Source organism: Prevotella sp. P4-98, assembly GCF_002251405.1.
GTDB lineage: Bacteria > Bacteroidota > Bacteroidia > Bacteroidales > Bacteroidaceae > Prevotella.
Genome location: NZ_NPJC01000060.1, coordinates 36603 through 62008, shown reverse-complemented (window position 1 = coordinate 62008; position 25406 = coordinate 36603). Strand labels below are relative to the sequence as shown.

At 44.5% G+C, this 25406-nt stretch carries 20 protein-coding genes and 5 tRNA genes; 1 reads left to right on the top strand and 24 read right to left on the bottom strand.

The features are described 5' to 3' along the window. Positions 1-14 precede the first annotated feature (14 nt). Entirely contained in the window at positions 15-491 is a 477-nt protein-coding gene (gene rpsG / locus CIK96_RS09700; protein ID WP_094391300.1) for a 30S ribosomal protein S7, read from the bottom strand. A 150-nt stretch (positions 492-641) separates the two neighbouring features. After that, positions 642-1022 carry a 30S ribosomal protein S12 gene (gene rpsL / locus CIK96_RS09695; RefSeq protein ID WP_094391143.1) on the bottom strand — a complete coding sequence of 127 codons (381 nt, stop codon included), beginning with the start codon at positions 1020-1022 and terminating at the stop codon, positions 642-644. Positions 1023-1692: 670 nt separating this feature from the next. Between rpsL and CIK96_RS09690 the strand changes: the two genes are divergently transcribed. Beyond that, positions 1693-2343 carry a hemolysin III family protein gene (locus CIK96_RS09690; RefSeq protein WP_094391142.1) on the top strand — a complete coding sequence of 217 codons (651 nt, stop codon included), beginning with the start codon at positions 1693-1695 and terminating at the stop codon, positions 2341-2343. A 504-nt stretch (positions 2344-2847) separates the two neighbouring features. On the opposite strand, the gene CIK96_RS09685 is transcribed toward CIK96_RS09690, so the two are convergent. The 22 genes from CIK96_RS09685 to CIK96_RS09575 form a co-directional block, all read right to left on the bottom strand. Continuing rightward, entirely contained in the window at positions 2848-3465 is a 618-nt protein-coding gene (locus CIK96_RS09685) for a fimbrillin family protein (protein WP_256387599.1), read from the bottom strand. A gap of 30 nt (positions 3466-3495) precedes the next feature. Continuing rightward, a complete protein-coding gene (locus CIK96_RS09680; protein ID WP_094391140.1) occupies positions 3496-3753 on the bottom strand; it encodes a hypothetical protein in 258 nt (85 codons plus the stop codon). Positions 3754-4813: 1060 nt separating this feature from the next. Continuing rightward, complete coding sequence (locus tag CIK96_RS09670) at positions 4814-5326, bottom strand: nitroreductase family protein (protein WP_094391138.1); 513 nt, start codon at positions 5324-5326, stop codon at positions 4814-4816. A 336-nt stretch (positions 5327-5662) separates the two neighbouring features. After that, positions 5663-9991 carry a DNA-directed RNA polymerase subunit beta' gene (gene rpoC, locus CIK96_RS09665; RefSeq protein WP_094391137.1) on the bottom strand — a complete coding sequence of 1443 codons (4329 nt, stop codon included), beginning with the start codon at positions 9989-9991 and terminating at the stop codon, positions 5663-5665. Positions 9992-10037: 46 nt separating this feature from the next. Beyond that, on the bottom strand, positions 10038-13850 hold the full coding sequence (rpoB, locus tag CIK96_RS09660) for a DNA-directed RNA polymerase subunit beta (RefSeq protein ID WP_094391136.1): 3813 nt from the start codon (positions 13848-13850) through the stop codon (positions 10038-10040). Between the two features lie 131 nt (positions 13851-13981). Then, positions 13982-14362 carry a 50S ribosomal protein L7/L12 gene (gene rplL, locus CIK96_RS09655; protein WP_094391135.1) on the bottom strand — a complete coding sequence of 127 codons (381 nt, stop codon included), beginning with the start codon at positions 14360-14362 and terminating at the stop codon, positions 13982-13984. A 50-nt stretch (positions 14363-14412) separates the two neighbouring features. Then, entirely contained in the window at positions 14413-14928 is a 516-nt protein-coding gene (gene rplJ / locus CIK96_RS09650; protein WP_094434378.1) for a 50S ribosomal protein L10, read from the bottom strand. Between the two features lie 19 nt (positions 14929-14947). Continuing rightward, positions 14948-15640, bottom strand: coding sequence for a 50S ribosomal protein L1 (rplA, locus tag CIK96_RS09645; RefSeq protein WP_094391133.1), 693 nt, complete (start codon positions 15638-15640; stop codon positions 14948-14950). A gap of 21 nt (positions 15641-15661) precedes the next feature. Continuing rightward, a complete protein-coding gene (rplK, locus tag CIK96_RS09640) occupies positions 15662-16102 on the bottom strand; it encodes a 50S ribosomal protein L11 (protein ID WP_094391132.1) in 441 nt (146 codons plus the stop codon). A gap of 96 nt (positions 16103-16198) precedes the next feature. After that, positions 16199-16744 (bottom strand): transcription termination/antitermination protein NusG, encoded by a 546-nt coding sequence (gene nusG, locus CIK96_RS09635; RefSeq protein ID WP_094434376.1) that lies wholly within the window; start codon positions 16742-16744, stop codon positions 16199-16201. Positions 16745-16764: 20 nt separating this feature from the next. Continuing rightward, positions 16765-16956, bottom strand: coding sequence for a preprotein translocase subunit SecE (gene secE / locus CIK96_RS09630; protein ID WP_094391130.1), 192 nt, complete (start codon positions 16954-16956; stop codon positions 16765-16767). A gap of 15 nt (positions 16957-16971) precedes the next feature. Further along, positions 16972-17044, bottom strand: a tRNA-Trp gene (locus CIK96_RS09625). 79 nt (positions 17045-17123) lie between these two features. After that, on the bottom strand, positions 17124-18314 hold the full coding sequence (gene tuf, locus CIK96_RS09620; protein WP_094391129.1) for an elongation factor Tu: 1191 nt from the start codon (positions 18312-18314) through the stop codon (positions 17124-17126). A 57-nt stretch (positions 18315-18371) separates the two neighbouring features. Continuing rightward, a tRNA-Thr gene (locus CIK96_RS09615) sits at positions 18372-18443 on the bottom strand. A gap of 8 nt (positions 18444-18451) precedes the next feature. Next, positions 18452-18524 (bottom strand) — tRNA-Gly (locus CIK96_RS09610). 21 nt (positions 18525-18545) lie between these two features. Next, a tRNA-Tyr gene (locus CIK96_RS09605) sits at positions 18546-18628 on the bottom strand. Positions 18629-18693: 65 nt separating this feature from the next. Continuing rightward, positions 18694-18767, bottom strand: a tRNA-Thr gene (locus CIK96_RS09600). A 100-nt stretch (positions 18768-18867) separates the two neighbouring features. Then, positions 18868-19167: a ribosome hibernation-promoting factor, HPF/YfiA family gene (hpf, locus tag CIK96_RS09595; protein ID WP_094391299.1), complete on the bottom strand. Its 300-nt coding sequence runs from the start codon at positions 19165-19167 to the stop codon at positions 18868-18870. A gap of 45 nt (positions 19168-19212) precedes the next feature. Then, positions 19213-20094 carry a site-specific tyrosine recombinase/integron integrase gene (xerA, locus tag CIK96_RS09590; protein WP_094440477.1) on the bottom strand — a complete coding sequence of 294 codons (882 nt, stop codon included), beginning with the start codon at positions 20092-20094 and terminating at the stop codon, positions 19213-19215. 81 nt (positions 20095-20175) lie between these two features. Continuing rightward, entirely contained in the window at positions 20176-20367 is a 192-nt protein-coding gene (rpsU, locus tag CIK96_RS09585; protein WP_094391127.1) for a 30S ribosomal protein S21, read from the bottom strand. Positions 20368-20487: 120 nt separating this feature from the next. Further along, complete coding sequence (locus CIK96_RS09580; protein ID WP_371592618.1) at positions 20488-22278, bottom strand: aminopeptidase P family protein; 1791 nt, start codon at positions 22276-22278, stop codon at positions 20488-20490. 679 nt (positions 22279-22957) lie between these two features. Next, on the bottom strand, positions 22958-25345 hold the full coding sequence (locus CIK96_RS09575) for an outer membrane beta-barrel family protein (RefSeq protein WP_158214857.1): 2388 nt from the start codon (positions 25343-25345) through the stop codon (positions 22958-22960). Between the last annotated feature and the right edge of the window lie 61 nt (positions 25346-25406).

The following is a 25406-nucleotide window of genomic DNA, read 5'->3' as shown; positions in this document are numbered from 1 at the left end:
TCCTTGTATTATAATTAGAATCTGAAGTGGGCAAAAGCACGGTTAGCCTCAGCCATGCGATGCATGTCCTCCTTGCGCTTGTAGGCACCACCCTGATTGTTAAATGCGTCCATAATCTCAGCAGCAAGCTTGTCAGCCATTGACTTACCGCTACGCTTGCGTGCAAAAGAAATCATATTCTTCATAGAGATACTCTCCTTGCGATCGGGACGGATTTCAGTAGGAACCTGAAAGGTTGCACCACCGATACGACGACTCTTAACCTCAACCTGAGGAGTGATGTTGTCGAGAGCCTGCTTCCAAATCTCAAGAGCAGATTTCTCTTCATTCTGCATCTTACCCTTTACGGTTTCAAGAGCATTGTAGAAAATCTCATAAGAGATTGATTTCTTACCATCATACATCAGATGGTTAACGAACTTAGACACTTTTTTGTCATTGAAGACTGGATCTGGAAGGATCACACGCTTCTTTGGTTTTGCTTTTCTCATTTTTTGTTTTTTTGTTTTGTTGTCTGCGTGGGGCTGTTCTTGCTTGTTCTTCAACGCTCTCACATGAGCATTTACTCAACCTGTCTATAACAATTCTCCAGCAAAACGTTTTACTTTTGATTTTTCGAGCCAAATAACCCTCACCGGCTATTATTTCTTGGCCTTAGGACGCTTAGCACCATACTTAGAACGACGCTGTGTACGGCTTGCAACACCTGCGGTATCAAGAGTACCACGAACGATGTGATAACGTACACCAGGAAGGTCCTTCACACGTCCACCGCGAACGAGAACGATTGAGTGCTCCTGCAAGTTGTGTCCTTCTCCAGGAATGTAAGAGTTTACCTCTTTCTGGTTTGTCAGACGTACACGGGCTACCTTACGCATAGCCGAATTAGGCTTCTTAGGAGTCGTTGTATATACACGAACGCAAACTCCACGACGCTGAGGACATGAATCCAAAGCGGGAGATTTGCTCTTCTCAACGAGCACCTTTCTGCCTTTTCTTACCAATTGTGAAATTGTAGGCATAATTGTTTGTTTTTTAATTTATTATATTGTTTGTTATTACTCAACTTGACATAGCTACCCCATTGATATTAGGCGCTTTTGGGGTGCAAAGGTACTAACTTTTTGCCTAACTACCTAATATATAAGAGACAAATACCACCTGCATTTTTATTATTTAACATTTTATAAGTGTTTTTGCAATATTTAACAGATGAAAGTTCTATAAAAACAGAGAAAGAGAGGATTATCATAACTCATCAGCAAGCTTTTGTCAACTCAACCACAAATTTGTTTCCGCCCACAGCAACACAGTCCTCACATCATTCCAAGTAAAGCAAGCCGCACTTGCTAATCTCGCACAAGAAGGAAATCCTTACCGCCTTTTCTCGCACAAGCGTCATCGGGCTTCGGTATGCATTCGGGATGCATTCGGGTCGTCACTACTTTTCTACACACGAAACTTCTGAAGACGTACAAAGCAAGTCCCAAGCAAGTCCCAAGCAAGTCCCAAGCAAGTCCAACATAAACCTTAGGTAAGTTCAAACTCTATCAAATGAATACACGATAATATAATGTACGCGCGTATAGAAGCATGCGATCCATATAATATATACGAAACAAAATATTATTATTCAGACTTTATCACTTCATTTTCCTAATAAACCAAAAATATTTCGTATCTTTGCAAACGATGGCTATAAGATACACACATAAAGAAGAACTTTGGAACACATGGTCACACGCTGGCGGCATACTATTAGGCTTGGCGTTCGGCATTGTGTTTCTCGTCATGGCATTCAAAGGTGACAACCCTTGGGCACGCCTCGGCGTGTGTCTCTATCTCTTTGGCATGTTAGGATCATATATGGCATCCACAGCATACCATGCACTCCCCAGGCATTCAAAGTGGAAAGAACGGTTGCGCAAATGGGACCACGCTGCCATCTACTGGCACATAGCAGGCAGCTACTCCCCTCTTACACTTATTGCGCTACGCAGCCAAGGCTACTGGGGATGGTCGCTGTTCACCTTTGTGTGGCTTTGTGCCATAGTCGGCACCGCCATCAGTTTCATCAAGCTCAAGGAGCATTCTAATCTTGAGACATTTTGTTTCGTAGGCATGGGCCTTTCTGTTCTTGTGGCATTCAAGCCATTGATCGACTCCGTATCTACTGCTGCTGTGGCATGGATTATTGCTGAAGGAGTAGCCTATATTACCGGTGCAGTATTCTATTCGCTCAACAAAAAACGATATATGCACAGCGTTTTCCACTTCTTCGTCTTAGCTGGCAGCATCTGCCACATCATCGCCGTATGGGACGTATTGATGGAATATCTCTAACGTCAAGCAGAAAAGACCATTTTCATTATATATACTCCCATAAAGCCATCAATACCTGCACCAACAGAATTGCATTATAAAGAACTAAAGATTGCAAACTGCGACAAATGATACTCACAGACCATCAGACAACCGATTAAGGATTGTTATCAATAAACGATATGGCAACTTATTGATTGACTACTGATCTTTTATCAAAAGCGTTTTGCTATTCAATGTGCAGAACTTATAAAAAATCCGTAGAAAAGTTAATAGAACCTAAAAACAATCTCAAAGACGGACAAGGACGCACATTTGGGTTTTGTGATGTTGTATCTTTGCAACCGTACCTAAGGATGATTTCCAAAACAAAAAGATACCATTGCAACAAGCCATTTATCGTACAATATAAAACAACGCAATTATATTAACAGGCATCACTTCCAACGCCCCCAACTGGATACAACAGAAGAACCATGCTTTTTCGCTTAACACACGATTGCTTCTCATTCGTCATTCGTTAGTCTATCGAAGACCGATCGAGAACCGAACGAGGATATGTCGAAGACCGAACGAAAGAGGATCGAGAGTCGAACGAGAAACTTTCGAATACACGACGAGGAACCGTTCAAACCTAACGAGAATGGGAGCAAAATCATAGTCACTCTGTCCATTCACTCCTTTTATAGTGATACGTTTCACCTTTCCTGATATCATTTCTGCATCTACGGCAAAGGTAAGGGCAGTAAGGGTATGGCTGAAAGCAAGCACCACAAGTTTGCTGGCAGTAGAAATGTTATAAGCAATAGCTTCGTTTTTGGCTACAATAAAATCGGGGTGATGGTCTATATCCGTATCTGCCACGTAGCGGATGACTTTATTCTTGGCGAAATCAGCAGCTGTAGATATATAAGACAAGGCGGCACGCTGATAAAGTGCATAAGCATAAAACGACAGAGATCCTTCGGTAGGCCACATCTCGTTGCCTGCGGTAAACCAGTTGTTACCGCTCTTGGTGACTTGCTGATCATGATATAAGGAAGAAATAGTAGAACCTTTGGTGTAAACGGCACTCACGCCGAAATTCCCTACCTCAGCGGCATCATTTAATGCGCAACGGGTTTGTGTACAGGGGAGGGTAATTATCCCCCCCTCAATTCTTCATTGTCAGTTTCAATAGCATGCGATAGAGAGGGTGTCGAGTTGGCCTTCTGCCTCTAGCACCATCTGCTCTTGGGCAAGTGCTGCCGACTCAGACACAGCCCCACGAGTTTTTTCACCTCCGTTCCATCCTTTCTGCAACATAGCAGTAAAGCAAATCTTCTTGTCAGACATACCGTTGTTCTGCAACCCATCGCTCTCAGAGCAGGAGATGGCGGTAAAAGCCAAGAGCATACCAACAAATTTGCAACAGTTTAATTTTTGTTTCATATAAAAATAATAAGAGTTAAATTCTACTTTTTCTTTGATTTCTTCTCATTTCACCAATACATAAGCGTTTCCGGATGCAAGGTGATACATTATTTTCTTTATCCACAAATTATACATCCATGAAATGATATTTGGTATAACATCCATATAATAAGGTATGCGTGCGTACACACGTATGCACGCACACGCGACGTAGCAAATAATCGACCATCGACCACCGATATGGGATAACACATTGTAAGATATACGATTAAGTGGGTGGTCGAAAATCTTATAACGGCATTATCGACCACCATTCTATCATCTGTTGGTAAGCCATCACATCTCTGGAGAAATTGGTTGTTCCTGCTTGATGATGAACGGCTTGATATTTATCAACACCTTGCCAAACGTTGGATAACACTTTTATCAAACGTTGGATAACACCTTTATCAAACGTTGGATAACACCTTTATCAAACGTTGGATAACACCTTTATCAAACGTTGGATAACACCTTTATCAAACGTTGGATAACACCTTTATCAAACGTTGAAAACACTCTTGCCAAACATTGGATAATACCTTTAACAAACGTTGAAAACACTCTTGCCAAACGTTGGGCAATACTTTTGCCTAATATTGAAATGCTTTGGCAAAATATCGGGCTATACCTTATTTATAATAAAAGCGCGCTTTTGATTAACTTGCATTTAGATGATAGGAATGTTGACATGAAGGTTTTGCGGGTGTTCGTTGGTGTTCGATTGGTGTTCGGAAACCCTCAAAATACGAACGCCGAACACCATCTAAAACCGCTATCATACAACAGATTACGGCATGACAAGTGTTCGATGTTCGATTTATTTCCGAAAACTCAAATTCTGGATTGATATGAGGCTACCTACTATACAAGTCTTTTTATACGTTCAAGACTATAAAGCTCATGCATGACAAAAGAAAACTGCTGTCCATTATCATATATTCGTTTGTGGTTGTTCAAATATACAAAAAATGTTCAGCAGTTTTGTTTTGTTCTATATTGATTTGATTACTCCATTTCCCGGATAAACCAGATATTTTTATATCACATCCATAATATCCGTTAATGGCTTGCGCTTTTTCTCCGCTTTCGGACAGTCAGGAGCAACATGTCCTATAGGAACTACCACCACAACTTCAAAACCGTCACGACCAAAATATTGTTGCATCTTATCTGTATCATAATTGCACACCCAACATGTACCAAGTCCACGCTCTGTAGCAGCCAGACATAAATGCTCTGCAGCAATGGCCACATCAACGTCACCATGTGGTTTACCATCATACTTGCGAACCCAGTTTTCCTCAACATTCTTCATGCCGATAATATACATCGGAGCAGTCTTGAACCATTCACGATCATAACACTCCTGCAACTTGCTTTTGCCTTCGTCGCTCCTCACCGCGATCCAATGCCAAGGCTGTTTATTGACAGCAGATGGGGCCATACGCACACATTCCATCACATATTCTAAATCCTCATGAGATACTGTCTCGGAAGTAAATTTACGAACCGAGAAACGTTCTCGGCACAAGTTTAACATATTCTCCATATTCAATTCATTTATACTTTTAACATTTCATGAATTAGTTTTCATGTGCGAATTTACGAATAATCGTGCTAATAACAAAGGAATAATTCAAGTATTTATAGTAGGCATCATGTATGCGTTCTTAATAGTTTACTCAATACCCAGGAATGATCCGAAGGGATAACAATACTATCGACAGGACCAAATTGAAAGGAACTTTGCAGAGAAGCCAAATCCAACTAAGCATGATGCCTATATAGAAATAACATGCCTATATAGAAATAACATACAAAAAAAACGCTGCTACCGTCCTTTCAGACAATAGCAGCACTTTGATATATTAGTCAGGAGCGAGAATTATTTCTCGTCCATTGCAGGTTCGTTGGCAAAGTCAAGCACATTTTTCTTATTAGCTTGCATGCGCTCATACTCTTCTTTCGAGCCTACGATAATCTTTTCAAATTCGCGAAGACCAGTTCCGGCTGGAATCAAGTGACCAGTAATCACATTCTCCTTCATGCCCTCAAGGTAATCAACCTTACCACGGATAGCAGCTTCGTTGAGCACCTTAGTGGTTTCCTGGAACGATGCAGCCGACATGAACGACTTGGTCTGAAGAGCGGCACGGGTGATACCCTGCAGAATCTGGGTAGAGGTAGCAGCAACAGCATCACGTACCTGAACCAATTTAAGGTCGCGACGCTTCAGCATTGAGTTCTCGTCGCGCAGTTTGCGTGCGGTAACAATTTGACCTTTCTGAAGGTTCTCTGAGTCACCAGCATCTACAACAACTTTCTTGCCCCAGATACGATCGTTCTCTTCTGCAAAGTCGAGTTTATCAACAATCTCCTGCTCAAGGAATGAGGTATCGCCTGGATCGTTGATCTGTACCTTACGCATCATCTGGCGTACGATAATCTCGAAGTGCTTATCGTTAATCTTCACACCCTGCAGACGATACACATCCTGTACTTCATTCACGATATATTCCTGTACAGCCGTGGGACCCTTGATAGCAAGGATGTCTGCTGGAGTAATAACACCATCTGACAGCGGAGTTCCTGCACGTACGGCATCGTGTTCCTGTACCAGAATCTGCTTAGACAACGATACGAGATACTTGCGCTGCTCACCAGTCTTTGATGTAACGATGATTTCACGGTTACCGCGCTTCACCTTACCCATGGTTACCTCACCATCAATTTCAGATACAATGGCAGGGTTACTTGGGTTACGTGCCTCGAACAACTCTGTTACTCGAGGCAGACCACCGGTAATGTCACCACCCTTGGCAGCTGCACGAGGAATCTTAACGAGGGTCTCACCAGTTTTAATAGTCTGACCATCTTCAACTACTACGTGACCACCCACAGGGAAGTTGTATGTTCCAGCAACCTCACCGTTAGCGTCAATAATATCACAGGTAGGTACCTTAGACTTGTCTTTCGACTCGGTGACAATCTTTTCAGTAAGACCTGTGGTTTCGTCGGTCTCGGCACGGTAAGTAATACCTTCAATTACATCGTGGAACTTCAAGGTTCCTGCGTATTCAGAAACGATGACGGCGTTAAACGGATCCCACTGTGCAAGTTTGTCGCCCTTCTTAACCAAAGCTCCATGCTTGAAATAGAGAGAAGAACCGTAAGGTACGTTCATCGAAGAAAGAACGATATTGGTATTGGGATCTACGAAACGTACTTCACCCAGACGGCTGACAACCATCTCACATTCGCGACCATCTTCATCAAATGGTACGGTACGTACTTCCTCAAATTCGATACGAGAGTCATTTTTCACCACGATGCTGGCATTGGCAGCAGCATTGGCAGCCACACCGCCGGCGTGGAACGTACGAAGAGTAAGCTGTGTACCTGGTTCACCAATAGCCTGAGCAGCAATCACACCGACAGCCTCACCCTTCTGTACCATACGACGAGTGGCAAGGTTGCGTCCGTAACACTTCATGCAGACACCATGCTTCGACTCACAAGTAAGCACAGAACGGATTTCAACACTCTCAATGGGCGAATCTTCAATAGCCTGTGCAATTGGCTCAGTTATTTCCTCACCGGCAGCAACGATAAGTTCTCCGGTTGAAGGATGAATAATATCATGAACAGATACACGACCGATAATGCGCTCATAGAGAGTTGAAATGACTTCATCACCATTCTTCAATGCAGTGCAAACGAGTCCGCGCAGTGTACCACAGTCTTCCTCATTGATGATCACATCATGGGAAACGTCAACCAGACGACGTGTCAGATAACCGGCGTCGGCTGTTTTCATAGCGGTATCGGCAAGACCCTTACGTGCACCATGGGTAGAGATGAAGTACTCCAGCACTGACATACCTTCCTTAAAGTTCGACAGAATTGGGTTCTCAATAATCTGTGCACCCTCAGCACCAGCTTTCTGCGGTTTGGCCATCAGACCACGCATACCTGAAAGCTGACGAATCTGGTCTTTACTACCACGGGCTCCAGAGTCGAGCATCATGAATACGGCATTGAAACCCTGGTCGGCCTCTGTCATTTCCTTCATCAGCACATTGCCAAGGTCGTTATTGATATGTGTCCAGGTATCAATTACCTGATTATAACGTTCGTTGTCGGTAATGAAACCCATGTTATAGTTCTCGGTAATTTGACGGATTTCCTCATTACCCTTAGCTACAAGGTCCTTCTTAGATTCCGGAATAATGATATCGTCAAGGTTGAACGAAAGTCCTGCCTCATAAGCCATACGATAACCAAGGTTCTTGATACCATCAAGGAACTCACAGGCTTCAGCAAAACCTACATTCTTAATCACATCAGCAATGATATCGCGAAGTGACTTCTTAGACACGATCTTGTTGACAAAGCCAACCTCTTCAGGAATGATACCGTTTACGATAACACGACCAACAGAAGTCTCCACCAAATGGCGGACAGGTTTGCCATCAATACGGTCATCAACCATAACCTTCACTTGAGCGTGGAGGTCACAACGACCTTCGTTGTATGCAATGATAGCCTCTTCTGGACCATAGAAAGTCAAGCCTTCACCCTTGGCACCTGGACGGATCTTAGAAATATAATAAAGACCGAGCACCATATCCTGTGAAGGTACGGTGATAGGAGCTCCATTGGCAGGGTTCAGGATATTGTGGCTCTGAAGCATCAGAATCTGTGCTTCAAGCACGGCCTCATTGCTCAATGGGAGATGGACAGCCATCTGGTCACCATCAAAGTCGGCGTTAAATGCAGTACATGCCAATGGGTGAAGCTGAATAGCCTTACCCTCAATCAGTTTGGGTTGGAAGGCCTGAATACCGAGACGGTGAAGTGTTGGCGCACGGTTGAGCAACACAGGATGTCCTTTCATTACATTCTCAAGGATATCCCAAATTACCGGTTCACGACGGTCAACAATCTTCTTGGCAGACTTCACAGTCTTTACAATTCCACGCTCAATGAGCTTGCGGATGATGAATGGCTTATAGAGCTCGGCAGCCATCAACTTAGGAAGACCACACTCACCCATCTTCAATTCAGGACCTACTACGATTACAGAACGCGCAGAATAGTCAACACGTTTACCGAGCAAGTTCTGACGGAAACGTCCTTGCTTACCTTTCAGCGAATCGCTAAGAGACTTGAGCGGACGATTGCTCTCACTCTTCACAGCTGAAGACTTACGACTGTTGTCGAAGAGAGAGTCAACAGCCTCCTGCAACATACGCTTCTCATTGCGCAGAATAACCTCAGGAGCCTTAATTTCCATCAGTCGCTTCAAACGATTGTTACGAATGATGACACGACGATAGAGGTCGTTGAGGTCGGAAGTAGCGAAACGACCACCATCCAGTGGAACGAGTGGACGCAACTCAGGAGGAGTTACAGGGATAATTTTCATTATCATCCACTCAGGACGGTTGATGCCCTTCTCTACACTATTGCGGAAAGCTTCAACAACCTGCAGACGCTTCAAAGCCTCATTCTTGCGCTGCATAGACGAGTCGCTGTTGGCACGGTCACGCAGTTCATACGACAGAGAGTCGAGGTCAAGACGGACGAGAAGGTCATAGATAGCCTCTGCACCCATCTTGGCAATAAACTTATTGGGATCGCTATCATCGAGATAGTCGTTCTCGATAGAAATCTGGTTCTCGATGATATCGTTATACTCATCTTCTGTGAGCAGGTCGTACATATTCGAACCTACTGCTGCATTTCCTTCTGCATCCTGACGGCCAGCCATAACACCAGGCTGGATGACAACATATCGCTCGTAGTAGATGATAGAGTCGAGTTTCTTTGTAGGCAACCCCAACAGATAACCAATCTTATTAGGCAAGCTGCGGAAATACCAAATATGGGCAACCGGAACTACCAACTCGATATGACCAGCACGTTCACGGCGAACCTTCTTCTCAGTCACCTCTACTCCGCATCGGTCACAAACAATACCCTTATAGCGAATGCGCTTATACTTACCGCAGGCACACTCATAGTCCTTTGTAGGACCGAAGATGCGCTCGCAGAACAGACCGTCGCGCTCAGGCTTATAGGTGCGATAGTTGATGGTCTCAGGCTTGGTCACCTCACCGCAGGAGTTCTCAAGGATCTCCTCTGGTGAAGCCAGACCGATGGTAATCTTGGTAAAATTACTCTTTATCTTTGATTCTTTCTTGAAAGCCATATTTCAATACTTAATATACTTTGTTCTTTGTTCGTTAACTCACAGATTAATCCATCTTGATACTTAGACCAAGACCCTTCAACTCATGCAACAATACATTGAGTGATTCGGGGATGTCGGGAGTTGGCATGGGATCGCCCTTGACAATAGCCTCGTAGGCCTTGCTGCGTCCAACCACGTCGTCTGACTTGATGGTAAGGATCTCCTGAAGCACATGACTGGCTCCGAAGGCTTCCAATGCCCAGACCTCCATTTCTCCAAAACGCTGACCACCGAACTGTGCCTTACCTCCAAGAGGTTGCTGAGTGATGAGACTGTACGGACCGATAGAACGGGCGTGCATCTTGTCTTCTACCATGTGGCCGAGTTTGAGGAAGTATGTGATACCGATAGTAGCAGGCTGGTCAAATCGCTCACCGGTCTCACCATCATACAGATGTGTTGAGCAGAGGCGTGGCAGACCTGCTTTATCGGTCCATTCTGCGAGGTCGTCAAGTTTTGCACCATCGAAGATTGGAGTAGCAAACTTCACACCGAGACGTTTACCTGCTGCACCAAGGATAGCCTCAAAAATCTGTCCAAGGTTCATACGAGAAGGCACACCCAGTGGGTTAAGTACCAAGTCAACTGGACGACCATCCTCCAAGAACGGCATATCTTCCTGGCGAACTACCTTAGACACAATACCCTTGTTACCGTGACGTCCGGCGAGTTTATCACCGACACCAATCTTACGTTTCTTGGCAACATATACCTTACCCATCTGCAGGATTCCTGAAGGCAGTTCATCACCGATGGTAATGGCAAACTTCTTACGCTTCATCTCTGCATCAAGGAGTTTGAACTTCTTCATAAAGTTGGTAATCAACTGAGCGATCATCTTGTTGTTGTGATCATCCTCGGTCCAGTTGCTCACCTGTACATCACCATACTCCAGGTTCTTCAGGTTGGTCATAGTAAACTTACTACCCTTAGAAATGATTTCGGCACCAGTATAGTCTTTCACACCTTGTGAAACTTTACCATCTGTCAATACCAGAAGTTTCTCTACAAGAATATCCTTCAGATCTTCTATCTTGGCATTGTGCTCTTCATCAATTTTTGCAAGCTTAACCTTGTCCTGCTGTTTGTCCTGACGAGTCTTAGTAGCACGGGTAAAGAGTTTCTTGTCGATAACAACACCTGTCAATGAAGGATTAGCCTTCAGTGAAGAGTCTTTCACATCACCAGCCTTGTCACCGAAGATGGCACGCAGCAATTTTTCTTCAGGTGAAGGATCGCTCTCACCCTTTGGTGAAATCTTACCAATCAAGATGTCACCTGGTTCTACACGGGCACCAACACGGATGATACCATTCTCATCGAGATCCTTAGTAGCTTCTTCACTAACATTGGGAATATCAGAAGTGAACTCTTCAGCACCACGCTTAGTTTCGCGTACATCAAGAGAGTATTCATCAACGTGTACAGAGGTCAGTACGTCCTCACGAACAATACGCTCGTTCAATACGATTGCATCCTCATAGTTGTAACCCTTCCAAGGCATATAGGCAACGAGCAGGTTGCGGCCAAGAGCCAGTTCACCGTTCTCGGTAGCATATCCTTCCGTAAGGATGTCGCCCTTCTTCACACGCTGTCCCTTGTCACAAATAGGACGAAGGTCAATAGTCATGTTCTGGTTGGTACGACGGAACTTCGGAATACGGTATTCCTTAAGGGCTGGTTCGAAACTAACGAACTCCTCATCCTCTGTGCGATCATAGAGCACACGAATAGTAGTTGCATCAACATAATCGATTACACCCTCGCCTTCTGCAGTAACCATGGTGCGGCTGTCCTCACATACCTGCTTCTCAATACCAGTACCAACGATAGGAGCCTCGTTATGAAGCAAAGGTACGGCCTGACGCATCATGTTCGATCCCATCAGTGCACGGTGAGCATCGTCATGCTCCAAGAAAGGAATAAGCGAAGCCGCAATAGATGCAATCTGCTGTGGAGAAACGTCAATCAAGTCAACTTCTGTTGGTGGAACAACAGGGAAGTCCGCATCTTGACGACATTTCACTACTTCACGAATGAATGTTCCGTCGTCGTTCAGCGGTGCATTACCTTGACCGATTACGTGGTTTTCTTCTTCCTCAGCAGTCAGATATAGTATTTCATCATTTTTGAGGTTGGCCACACCATTTTCTACCTTACGATATGGAGTTTCGATGAAGCCAAGCTCATTAATCTTAGCATATACACACAATGAAGAAATAAGTCCGATGTTAGGTCCTTCAGGACTTTCGATAGGACATAGACGACCATAGTGAGTATAGTGTACGTCACGTACCTCGAATCCAGCACGCTCACGAGACAGACCACCAGGACCAAGGGCAGAAAGACGACGTTTGTGGGTTACCTCTGCCAATGGGTTAGTCTGGTCCATGAACTGCGACAATGGGTTAGTACCAAAGAACGAGTTGATGACACTCGAAATAGTCTTGGCATTGATCAAATCTATAGGAGTGAACACCTCATTGTCACGAACATTCATACGCTCACGAATAGTACGACTCATACGAGCAAGACCTACAGAGAACTGATTGCCCAACTGCTCACCAACAGTGCGAACACGACGGTTTGAGAGGTGATCAATATCATCGACAGTAGCCTTTGAGTTGATCAACTGAATCAGATACTTTATAATCTCGATAATATCCTCCTTAGTCAGTACACGTACAGACATGTCAGTATCAAGACCAAGTTTCTTGTTGATACGGTAACGACCCACATCACCCAAGTCATAACGTTTGTCTGAGAAGAACAAGTTCTGAATCACCTCACGTGCAGATGCATCATCCTGAGGATCTGCATTACGCAACTGGCGATAAATATACAGAATAGCTTCTTTTTCTGAGTTACTGGGGTCCTTCTGCAAAGTATTGAAGATGATAGAGAAATCCTGAGCCTGATTCTCATTTTTATGAACGAGAATGGTCTGTGCACCACACTCAAGAATCTCAGCAACGTTATCTTCTGTGATTTCGGTCTCACGCTCCATCATCACTTCGTTACGCTCGATAGATACTACTTCACCTGTATCTTCATCAACAAAGTCCTCGTTCCAGCTCTTCAACACACGAGCTGCAAGCTTACGACCGATAACCTTCTTCAGAGAAGTTTTGTTAACCTTCACCTCTTCAGCCAGGTCGAAAATCTCAAGGATGTCCTTATCATTCTCGAAACCGATTGCACGCAGCAAGGTAGTAACAGGCAATTTCTTCTTACGGTCGATGTAAGCATACATCACACTATTAATATCAGTAGCAAACTCAATCCAAGAACCCTTGAACGGAATGATACGGGCACTATAAAGCAAAGTACCATTGGCATGAACGCTCTGTCCGAAGAACACACCAGGAGAACGGTGCAACTGCGAAACTACTACGCGCTCAGCGCCATTGATAACAAACGTACCATTATCGGTCATATAGGGAATAGGACCAAGGAATACGTCCTGAATCACAGTACTGAAATCCTCATGATCGGGGTCTGTACAATAAAGTTTCAGTTTAGCTTTCAAGGGTACGCTATATGTCAATCCACGTTCCAGACATTCGTCGATGGTATAACGCGGGGGATCAATATAGTAATCCAGGAACTCAAGAACGAAATTATTACGTGTGTCGGTGATAGGGAAGTTCTCTGAAAACACCTTATACAAACCGTCATTCTTGCGTTCCTCAGGTGGAGTATCCAGCTGCAGGAAATCTTTGAATGACTTTAATTGCACATCGAGGAAATCCGGATATGGTAACGGATTCTTGACGCTGCCAAAGTTTACTCTGTTGTTTACTACTTTTGAAGCCATATATTATAATGTGTGATGTTCTAGAAATATAGAGTGTTCTAGAAATTTCTAGAACTTTACTTGTAAGACACAAAAAGGTTAAGAACCTCCGACTGGGAAGTCCTTAACCAATTCTTTATTGTTGTGCTAAATTATTTCAGCTCAACTACGGCACCTGCACCTTCGATAGTCTTCTTCAGGTTCTCAGCCTCGTCCTTTGCCATGCCCTCTTTCAGAGTAGCAGGAGCACCGTCAACGAGATCCTTAGCTTCCTTCAGACCGAGACCACAAGCTTCCTTAACAGCCTTAACAACCTGGAGCTTGTTAGCGCCTACTTCTTTCAGAACTACGTCGAAAGAAGTCTTCTCTTCAGCAGCCTCAGCACCACCTGCAGCGGCGGGACCAGCAGCAACTGCAACAGCTGCAGCGGCGGGCTCAATTCCATACTCGTCCTTCAGGACAGTTGCCAACTCTTGTACTTCTTTAACTGAGAGGTTTACCAACTCTTCAGCAATAGCTTTAATATCTGCCATTTTATTCTAATTTTTTAATGTTTTTAAATGTTATTTGTTATACGTTTCGCTTATTTATTACGCTCAGCGATAGCGTCTAGCAGGCCATGGATTTTACCACCAGCGTTGAGACCAGATACGACAGTCTTGATAGGTGACTGCAGCAAAGCCATAACATCGGCGATAAGTTCGTTCTTGCTCTTGATAGAAACCAGTTCTTCGAGTTTGTCTGCACCTACGAAGAAACCTTCTTCAGCGTATGCAGCCTTGAAAGCAGGAATACCTTCCTTCTTGTACTCTTTCAGCAACTTTGCAGGAACATTAGCAGTCTCACAGAAGAGGAGCGCAGTATTTCCTTTCAAGCAACCATACAATGGTTCGAAATCAATCTCAGAAGCCTCGAAAGCCTTGTGAAGCAACTTATTCTTCACAACCACCATTTTAATCTCGCTCTTGAAGCACTTGCGACGAAGATCGCTTGTTTTTTCAGCGTTCAGTCCAGTTACGTCAACGAGATAGAAATGAGGATACTTTTTGAGGTATTCTCCGAGTTCTACAATAATAGTATCTTTTACTTCCTTTTTCATTTTACTAAACTTTTACGAGTTATTCAACTGATTTAGGATCTACCTTAATACCTGCACTCATAGTGCTTGAGATAAAGATACTCTTAATGTATGTACCCTTGGCAGCAGCAGGCTTCAACTTAATGATAGTCTGAATGAACTCTTTTGCGTTCTCGAAAATTTGATCAGCAGTGAATGTAACCTTACCGATTGACGTGTGCACGATACCTGCCTTGTCAACCTTAAAGTCGATCTTACCCTGCTTAACTTCCTTAACTGCCTTAGCAACGTCCATAGTCACAGTACCACTCTTTGGGTTAGGCATCAATCCACGTGGGCCGAGGATACGGCCGAGAGGACCAAGTTTACCCATGCAAGAAGGCATTGTGATGATAACATCAACATCAGTCCAACCAGCTTTGATCTTGTTGATATACTCATCAAGACCAACGTAGTCAGCTCCAGCTTCCTTAGCGGCAGCTTCCTGATCGGGAGTACAGAGAGCCAGAACTCGTGTCACCTTACCAGTACCGTTCGGCAGCGAAACAACGCCACGAACCATCTGATTGGCTTTACGAGGATCTACGCCCAAGCGTACGTCGATATCGAGAGATGCCTCGAACTTAGTGGTGGTAATTTCCTTCACCAGCTCTGCGGCCTCTTTCAAAGAGTATGCCTTCCCTGCTTCAACCTTACCAGCTACCAACTTTTGATTTTTTGTCAGTTTACTCATTGTTCAAATTGAAGTTATTTGTTATTTACCAGGGAAGTCCCCTTTTACAGTGATACCCATACTTCTTGCTGTACCAGCGATCAGCTTCATAGCTGACTCAATGGTAAAACAGTTCAAGTCGCTCATCTTGTCCTCAGCGATTGCGCGTACCTGTTCCCAAGTAACAGCAGCAACCTTCTTACGGTTAGGCTGAGCAGAACCTCCCTTGATCTTGGCAGCCTCCAAGAGCTGGATAGCAGCGGGAGGAGTCTTGATCACGAAGCTAAATGACTTGTCTGCATAGTAAGTGATAACAACTGGCAAAACCTTACCAGCCTTATCCTGGGTTCTGGCGTTGAACTCTTTGCAGAATCCCATGATATTAATACCCTTAGAACCCAAAGCAGGACCTACGGGGGGAGAAGGATTCGCAGCGCCACCTTTAATCTGTAATTTGATTAATCCAGCAACTTCTTTAGCCATTTCTGTTTGTAATTATTTTAATTTTGTTATATAAGCCATCAGAGTGGAAGCCTCTAACAACCGTATATACGAAGTGGACATACCGTAACTTATGTCCTATTCTTTCTCTACTTGTGTGAATGCAAGTTCGAGTGGTGTTTTTCTTCCAAAGATCTTCACCATTACCTTCAACTTGCGTTTGTCTGCGTTAACTTCTTCAATGACACCACTGAATCCGCTGAAAGGACCATCGATGACCTTTACAGTATCATCCACATTGTATGGGATGGCAACATCAGTATTTTCAATGGAAGATTCCTCTGCTGTACCAAGTATTCTGTTGATATCGGCCTGTCTCACCACTTCAGGGTGATCCAAACCACCAAGAAAACCAAGTACATTGGGAATGAAACGAAGCATGTGTGCCACTTCACCTTGCAGGCGGGCCTGAATAAGGACATACCCCGGAAGGAAAAGTTTTTCTTTAATAACACGCTTACCATTGCGCATCATTGCATATTTCTCTGTAGGCAGAAGGATTTCCCCAACGGAAGCATTGAGCACATCATTATGCTTCTTAGCAGCTTCGATGAACTCTTTTACTTTGCCTTCTTTTCCACTTACAGCACGCAGGACGTACCAATTCATTCCTGACTCAGACATCTTTATGTATTATCTAACAATTAGTTGGGATAAACTAAACTCATGATGGCTTTGAATGCGATATCCATCAGCCATACTATAATTGCAATAATCAAAGAAGCTGTAAGTACCAACACAGCACTTTGTGTCAATTCCTTACGCGTCGGCCATGTCACCTTATGTACGAGTTCGTCATAACATGACTTGCAGTAATTTGCTATTGATTTAAACATATCTTCTTGTTTTAGCACGGGAAGGAGGACTCGAACCCACGACCCTCGGTTTTGGAGACCGATGCTCTACCAACTGAGCTATTCCCGTAAGTAGCCCCTGCCCTGAAGAGCAGGGGCTTTATAGTCAATTCCTAAAGTTTGTCTCGTAAGAGAAAAACTGCTTAGAATTAGTCTTCGAAAACTTCAGTAATCTGACCAGAACCAACGGTGCGACCACCTTCGCGGATAGCGAAGCGCAGACCCTGGTTCAGAGCAACAGCGTAGATGAGCTCAACAGTGATCTCAACGTTGTCACCAGGCATTACCATTTCAACTCCCTCGGGAAGAGTGATTTCACCGGTGCAGTCCATGGTACGCAGATAGAACTGAGGACGATATTTGTTTCCGAATGGAGTGTGACGACCACCCTCTTCTTTCTTCAGAACGTAGATAGAAGCCTTGAACTTCTTGAAAGGCTTGATCTGTCCAGGATGGCAGAGTACCATACCACGTTTGATCTCGTTCTTATCGATACCACGGAGAAGCAGACCTACGTTATCACCAGCACGACCCTCATCAAGGATCTTACGGAACATTTCTACACCAGTTACAACTGACTTCTTGTCTTCACCAAGACCGAGCAGTTCAACTTCGTCACCAACGTGGATAACACCAGTTTCGATACGACCGGTAGCAACAGTACCACGACCTGTGATTGAGAATACGTCCTCGATAGGCATCAAGAAAGGTTTGTCAGTATCACGTGGAGGCTCCTGAATCCAAGTATCACAGGTATCCATCAGCTCCATAACTTTGTCAACCCATTTTTCAACACCGTTCAATGCACCAAGTGCAGAACCGCGGATGATAGGAGTATCTTCTTCGAAATCGTACTGAGCGAGGATCTCTTGAACTTCCATTTCAACGAGTTCGAGCATTTCCTCATCCTCAACCATATCGCATTTGTTCAGGAATACAACCAGACGTGGAACGTTCACCTGACGAGCGAGCAGAACGTGCTCACGTGTCTGAGGCATAGGACCATCAGTTGCAGCAACAACAAGGATAGCACCGTCCATCTGAGCAGCACCAGTAACCATGTTCTTTACATAGTCAGCGTGTCCTGGGCAGTCAACGTGTGCGTAGTGACGGTTAGCGGTCTCATACTCGATGTGGGCAGAGTTAATGGTGATACCACGCTCTTTTTCCTCAGGAGCATTGTCAATCTGATCGAAAGACTTAACATCCTCTGTACCGAAACCCTTCTCGTGGAGAACCTTAGAGATGGCAGCAGTCAGAGTGGTCTTACCATGGTCAACGTGACCGATAGTACCGATGTTTACGTGCGGTTTGGTGCGCACAAAATTCTCTTTAGCCATAGCTTTTCTTTGTTATTATAATTAATGAATGTTCGATTTAAATCTTGTTTTCTCAAGAGCTGTTACCGAGACTTGAACTCGGGACCTCTTCCTTACCAAGGAAGTGCTCTACCACTGAGCTATAACAGCAGGCTTAGAGCGGAAAACGGGGCTCAAACCCGCGACCCCCAGCTTGGAAGGCTAGTGCTCTATCAACTGAGCTATTTCCGCAATAGACTTCCTATTCGGAAGTGGGTGGTGATGGATTCGAACCACCGAAGTCGAAAGACAACAGATTTACAGTCTGCCCCATTTGGCCGCTCTGGAAACCACCCATTAAAAAAAATTCCGTTACTCCTTAACTTGCCATCAAATTGCTTGTGACCTTGTTCTTTTTCTGAGCCTCTTGTCGGATTCGAACCAACGACCCCGAGATTACAAATCACGTGCTCTGGCCAACTGAGCTAAAGAGGCTTCTCTAAGCATCCACCTCCCGAAGGAGTTGCTAACTGTCGGAAAGCGGATGCAAAGGTAGGCATTATTTTTTAATTACCAAAACTTTTCGCGATTTTTTTTATCGATTACGCATTTTTTCTTTGATTTTCTGCAATTGAACCTTCAAAGAATCGACGCAAAGGTCTGTTGCTTCCTCAAAAGTATCGCTTACTTTCTCTACGAAAACTCTATTCCCCGGAACATTAACAGTAATGCTCACCTCTTTATTTTGTGCTGTTGCTGGCTTCACAACTTTGCATACCACTTCTACGGCTTGGATATCTTCGTAGGTTTTTTCCAGTTTTGCTGTTTTCTTTTCGATGAATGCCTGCAGTTTGTCAGTTGCATCAAAGTGGATTGCTTGAATCTTAATTTCCATAGTTACCTCCATTTTTTAGGGTTAATACTATTTATATTTCACTTATCAGGCCCTTGGATGGGCTTTTTCATACACGCTTTTCAATTGTTCGAATGTTGCGTGTGTATAGATTTCCGTTGTTGCGATGCTCTCGTGTCCGAGCAGTTTGCGCACGCTTTCCAGTTCTGCGCCATTATTCAGCATGGCGGTAGCAAAGGAGTGTCGCAGCACGTGTGGTGATCTTTTCTGCTGTGTTGTGACTTTCGAGAGATTGTTTCTCACTATATTTTCCACCTGTCCCCTACTCACTCGCAGCCCTTTGTCGTTCACAAAGAGTGCTTCTGTATCACGCAGCGGTAGCGTTTCGCGTACTTGAAGATACTGCTGCAAGGTCTCGCAGAGTTCTTTTCCGAAAGGTACGACCCGCTGTTTATCTCGTTTACCGGTCACTTTGAGTTGCATATTGACGAAATCAACGTCATTCACATCAAGTCCGATAAGTTCTGCCAATCGTATTCCTGTAGAGTATAGCGTTAATATAATAGTACGCGCGCGCATGTCTTTAACCGAATCGCCCCACATGTTGTCTTGATCCATGAGGCGATCCATATCTTTTTCGCGTATGAATTTGGGTAGTGTTTTTTTGAGCTTCGGTCCTTTGACGTAGTGCGAAGGATCTACTGCAACGATTCCGTATGCAAGTGCATACCTATAAAAAGAACGCACGGCACTCAAACAGTTATTCACTGTTGATGCCATGGCGCCTTTATCCATCAAGCTCTCCATCCAGTCTCGGATGACATCGGAGTCTATTGTCTCCCATGAGAGCTGACTATCCCTAAGTTTAAAATACGACTCGAATTCCCTAAGGCTCTTGTCGTAGTTTCGCACTGTGAGTTCGGAGCGATTCCTCTCATAGCGCAGGTAGCTTAAGAATTTCTTGATCATAGACTCGTTGCATTACAGTTTTTATTTCGGCAACGAATTTACGCAAAAAATATCAAACCACCAAATTTTCGCTCTACTTTTTTATTCTTCAGTAGCGCGGAGCTTCTGTACGTAAATAGCGTGTTCCATCTTGAGGCGCTTCAGTACAGACGGCTTATCGAACTGTTGACGACGACGGAGTTCTTTCACAACGCCAGTCTTTTCGAACTTTCTCTTAAACTTTTTGAGGGCCTTTTCGATGTTCTCGCCTTCCTTTACCGGTACAATAATCATGTTCTTTTTGTTTTTATTATTTTAGTTAAACTTTTTATTCTGCCATTAAGCGGGTGCAAAATTACAACATATTTACGAATTGAGCAAGTTTTTTTTCGCTTTTTTGTGATTTTCACTCATTTACAACGGTTTCGTGGCTGTTTTCAGCCATGTTTTTTCATCTTCTGAAAGTATTGGTGCTAATCGGTCATATACCATTTGGTGATATTGGTTGAGCCAATCTATTTCTTCTTCCGACATCATTTCGCGAATAATGGGGCGTCTGTCGATGGGACAGAGCGTGAGGGTTTCAAACTTCAGGAAGGTGCCACATTCGGTTTGGAAAGCAGGAACCACAAGGAGTGTGTTTTCGATTCTGACGCCGAAACGGTCTTTGAGATAAATGCCCGGTTCGTCGGTCACGGTCATTCCTTCGCAGAGCGGTTGCGCCACATATTCCATCCGAATCTGATGCGGTCCTTCATGGACATTGAGGAAGCTTCCCACTCCGTGTCCTGTGCCATGCAGGAAGTTGTATCCGTGTTGCCAGAGGTCGCGACGTGCCACAGCGTCGAGTTGTGTTCCGCTTGCTCCTTTGGGGAATATGAGCATCTGCAACTGTATGTGTCCTTTGAGCACCAGCGTATAAACTTTCCGTTCTTCTTCTGTGAGTTCTCCGAATGCCAATGTTCTGGTGATATCTGTTGTGCCGTTCTGATATTGTGCGCCACTATCTATGAGCAGAAGACTTTTCCTTTGCAAGGGCACATCAGTTTCTTGAGTCGGTTCATAGTGCACAATAGCTCCATGTGGTCCGTATGCTGATATTGTATCAAAAGAGAGTCCGCGATAGAGTGGCTGTTCGGACCGTAGCTGTTCCAGTCGATCAGAAACGGTCAGTTCTGTCATTGTTCCATCTATGGTCTGTTCTTCCATCCATTTCAGAAACTTGACCAAAGCAGCTCCGTCTCGTTGCATTGCCAATCGGAATCCGTTCTGTTCAGCCTCGTTTTTCACAGCTTTCATAGCGGGAATGGGCGATGCTGCCTCAACGACAGGACGCGTCACCGCTTGTCGGAGCGTGTAACAAACCTCATCAGGATCCATCAGAATGTTATATTCCGGATAGTCTTTCAGTCCTTGTTTCACCTGATTATAGTCTGCCATGCGCACACCGAGTTTTGCGAGATAAGCCTTCACCTCGTCCCCTACTTTCTCCTTATATATAAATAAGGTGGCGCTTTGAGTGTCAATCAACAGGAACGAAACGAATAGCGGACAGCAATGGATGTCGTTGCCTCTGAGGTTTAGCGTCCAGGCAATATCATCCAGCGAAGCCACCAACATACCGTCTGCATGTTTTTCCCGAAGTGCTTTTCTTATTCGTTTCAGTTTTGAGGCAGCCTCTTCGCCCGCATATTCCATCGATTGTATTTCTACGGGACAGAGAGGCACGGTCGGTCTATCTTTCCAGATACGCTGCAAGGGATCCCATGCTGTATGCAGCGTAATGCCCCCAAGTTGTTTGAGTTGAGATTTCAAGTTTTCCACCTCAGCCACTCCGTTGGTCATTCCATCTATTCCCACGGCTTTATCGTCCATGTCGGCAAGTTCGCTACCTATCCATTGTGCGACTGTTGGTGTTTCGGGCATTTTCAGTTTCATCAACTGGTATTCTGTTCCTTTCAGTTGTTCTTCGGCAGCAATGAAATAGCGTGAGTCGGTCCATAGTGCCGCACTTTTCAGTGTGACCACCGCAGTACCCGCCGAACCGTTGAATCCACTAATCCATTCGCGTCCTTTCCAATGTTCCGCAGTATATTCGCTATGATGTGGGTCGCTCGTAGTAAACACGAATGCGCTCAGATGTTCTCGGCGCATTTCCTCGCGTAGTATTTCCAGTCTTTTAGCTATAAGTTCTTTGTTCATCATCTCTCATTTTTCCAACAAAGGTAGTGCAAACCGAGAGAAACACAAAATAAATACTATTATTTATTTTTGGTTCCGAGGTGCAGCCTACCTTGGACCACAGGTCAAAGGTAGTGCAAACCGAGAGAAACACAAAATAAATACTATTATTTATTTTTGGTTCCGAGGTGCAGCCTACCTTGGACCACAGGTCAAAGGTAGTGCAAACCGAGAGAAATACAAAGAAAAACTCATTTTTCTTTTGATTAGCCCACGCGCCAAAACCGTCAATCGTAGAAAATTTATTTACTCGTATAATATATCATACGCGTTACAGTATTACAGTATTACAGTTTTCAAAAAGCTAAAACGATGGATTTGCAGCATATTTTCCTGCCAGAACCCTAAAAATCCATATTTCGAGCACTAAAAACCGTTTTCAAAAACTGTAATACTGTAATACTGTAACGGCAAAAAACTCCGTATTTTGACATTATTTATTTACACGTCAAAACCATTCGACATAATTTTCGCCCCATATTCACCTTCCATGCCTGTGCGCATCATTTCCCGAACAAGTCCCGAACAAGTCCCGAACAAGTCCCGAACAAGTCCCAAGTAAATCCCAAGTAAGTCCGAATCAATTTACGAACGATATAGGAAACAGATGGGAGACACTACAGTCAAGAAAGGGAAACGATAGTTATTGCGCCATTCGTCCTGCAGCCTCCTTTCCAGCACCAGTTCCTTTATATTTGCTTCCGCTGGCATTGAATGAATAGCGCAACGAGATGTTCAACCGATGGTTGCTCTGTGCAGAATTTTGGTTGAGGGTATAATAGCCGCAATCCATATTGACTTTCTGTCGGGTACGCTGCAACACATCATCAACGGTTACTCGCAAGCACAGGGCATCGTTTTTCAGCCAACACTTCTGCACCACAAATCCAAGATTACATATATTGTTCGTCAATCGGAAGTTCATGTAGTCGCCCTTACGCTGGAAATAAAGATAAGACTCCAGTTGCCATTTATGAGGCAGTCGAAACACATTATTCAGATTTGCCACAAACAATGGTCGGTTGTAGTGTACTGTTCTCACGCCACTGGCTTCGCGAGGATCCGCCAAGGTCTGTTTCATGTCGAATTTCCGCATACCCACAGTCCAACTCGGCGAGTAGCACCCCCACGTCGGCGATGCTGTCAGGAATACCGATACACTTCTCACCGGCACATCGAGGTTACGGTTTTTGACGAGTATTACACCTTGATCATTATAGATATACGACCATTGAGTCAGCGCATCGTCAGTCCGTTCATAGTTAGCCATCAGATTAAGCCATTTCCATCGCGCATTTGCACCAATACTGTGAGTCTTGGCATTCTTCAGTTTAGGGTCGCCCGTTTGCAGCGAATAGGGATTGATATAGATAACAGCCTCATTGAGCATCCAGTAATTAGGACGTTGTGTCTTCATACTATAGCTGAGCGAAGTCTGTACCGCTCCCCACTGGTTTGCCCAAGAGAAGGAAGGAAACAGATCGTTGGTGTATCGTTCCAACGAGTTGTCATTGTTTATCCTATCCTTATAGTCAAATCCCACATGCTCATAGCGCAGTCCTGCACTCACGCTTCCCACTTTAGGAATCTGACAGGCATACTCCACAAATGCGGCAATACTATTCTCCTTTACCTTCGAATCTGTGGTAGGCACGCCATCCATGGTAATCTGATAGAACGACCGTCGCGTCACCCGACTCATCTCCGACCCTACCTGCAACATACCTTTCCATACAGGATAGCCCAACACCAGTTTGTCGGCAAACATCTGATTGGTGGTTTTACTATCCGACGTCATCGTGTTATTCTCCAGATTGACGCTTTCTTGAATATCACCATTTTCCTCTTTCTTATTGGTCAGGAAGTCGATATTGAGGTCGATATTGAGTTTCCCCACCTTACCGTTATAGAAGGCATTCCCTTCCCAGTTGTATGGATAGTGTTCATGGAGTTGTTCTTCTGTCACGTTGTTCGTCTCTTCCTTGCTATCGGGCTTGCCCACAATCATCTTCGTCATATAGGTTTTCTGCCATGCATCATAGCCCGAATCATAGTTCTTATGTTGTTCGATGCGCATACCCACGGTATGGTTTTCTGCCAGTTGCAAGTTGAATCCCACGTTCCAGCCCAAACCTTTTCCCGTCCAGTGGTTGAGCAGTCGGGTGTTTTGATCGATGCCAGTCAGTTGGTCGCCACTACGATAATAGCTCCACTGGTGGGGCGCACTATCATTCATCTGATCATGTTTCCATCCGTTCATCATGCCAAAGAGCTCAAAGGCTTTATAGCGATACCGCATATTCAGCGTACTCGATCCATCCCAATACCCATATCGCAGGTCGTTCTGCGAATTGGCAGTCAGATCAAAGCCGAATCCATTGCCCTGTCTGCGTATTGTCTTGATGCGCACCACAGCCGTCACAGTAGCATCATACTGTGCACCCGGATTGGTAATCACCTCCACTTCCTTGATTTCCTCGCTACGCAATCTGGTCAGTTCATCGGCATTTTGCATCTTTCTACCGTTAATATAATAAATAGGTGTGCCTTTCCCCAACACTTCCAAAGCATCGCCCTTCAATGTCATACCCGGCACTTTCGACAACATTTCTTTTGCCGAACCCGATTTCTCCAATACCGTTCCCTGTATGGCAGTCACCATCGAGTTTCCCGTGAGTTTGGTTTTGGGCAGACTTCCTTTCACGGTCACTTCCTGCAACATCTTCGCATCATCCTTTAGCACGACACGTCCTCCAAAGGTATGGGTATTGGCAAATGTCGTCTTATAGCCCACGCTGGTCACTTTTAGCACACCATGGTTTTCTGGTGTTTTGATAAGGAAATGTCCTGTTGCATCAGTTGTTGCACCTTGCACAAAGGCGGAATCACCTTCTGAAAGCAATACCACATTCACGAACTCAAGGGGTTGTCCTTGTTCATCGACCACGGTTCCTTCCACATCAGGCAAATGGGTTGCCATGGCCATCATACTTACTACTGTCAACCATACAGTAAATGCAATTCTTTTCATTTCTTTCTTCGATTTATTGCTGCAAAGATACGCAGGTTCTGCGAATTGCATTTTCATATAA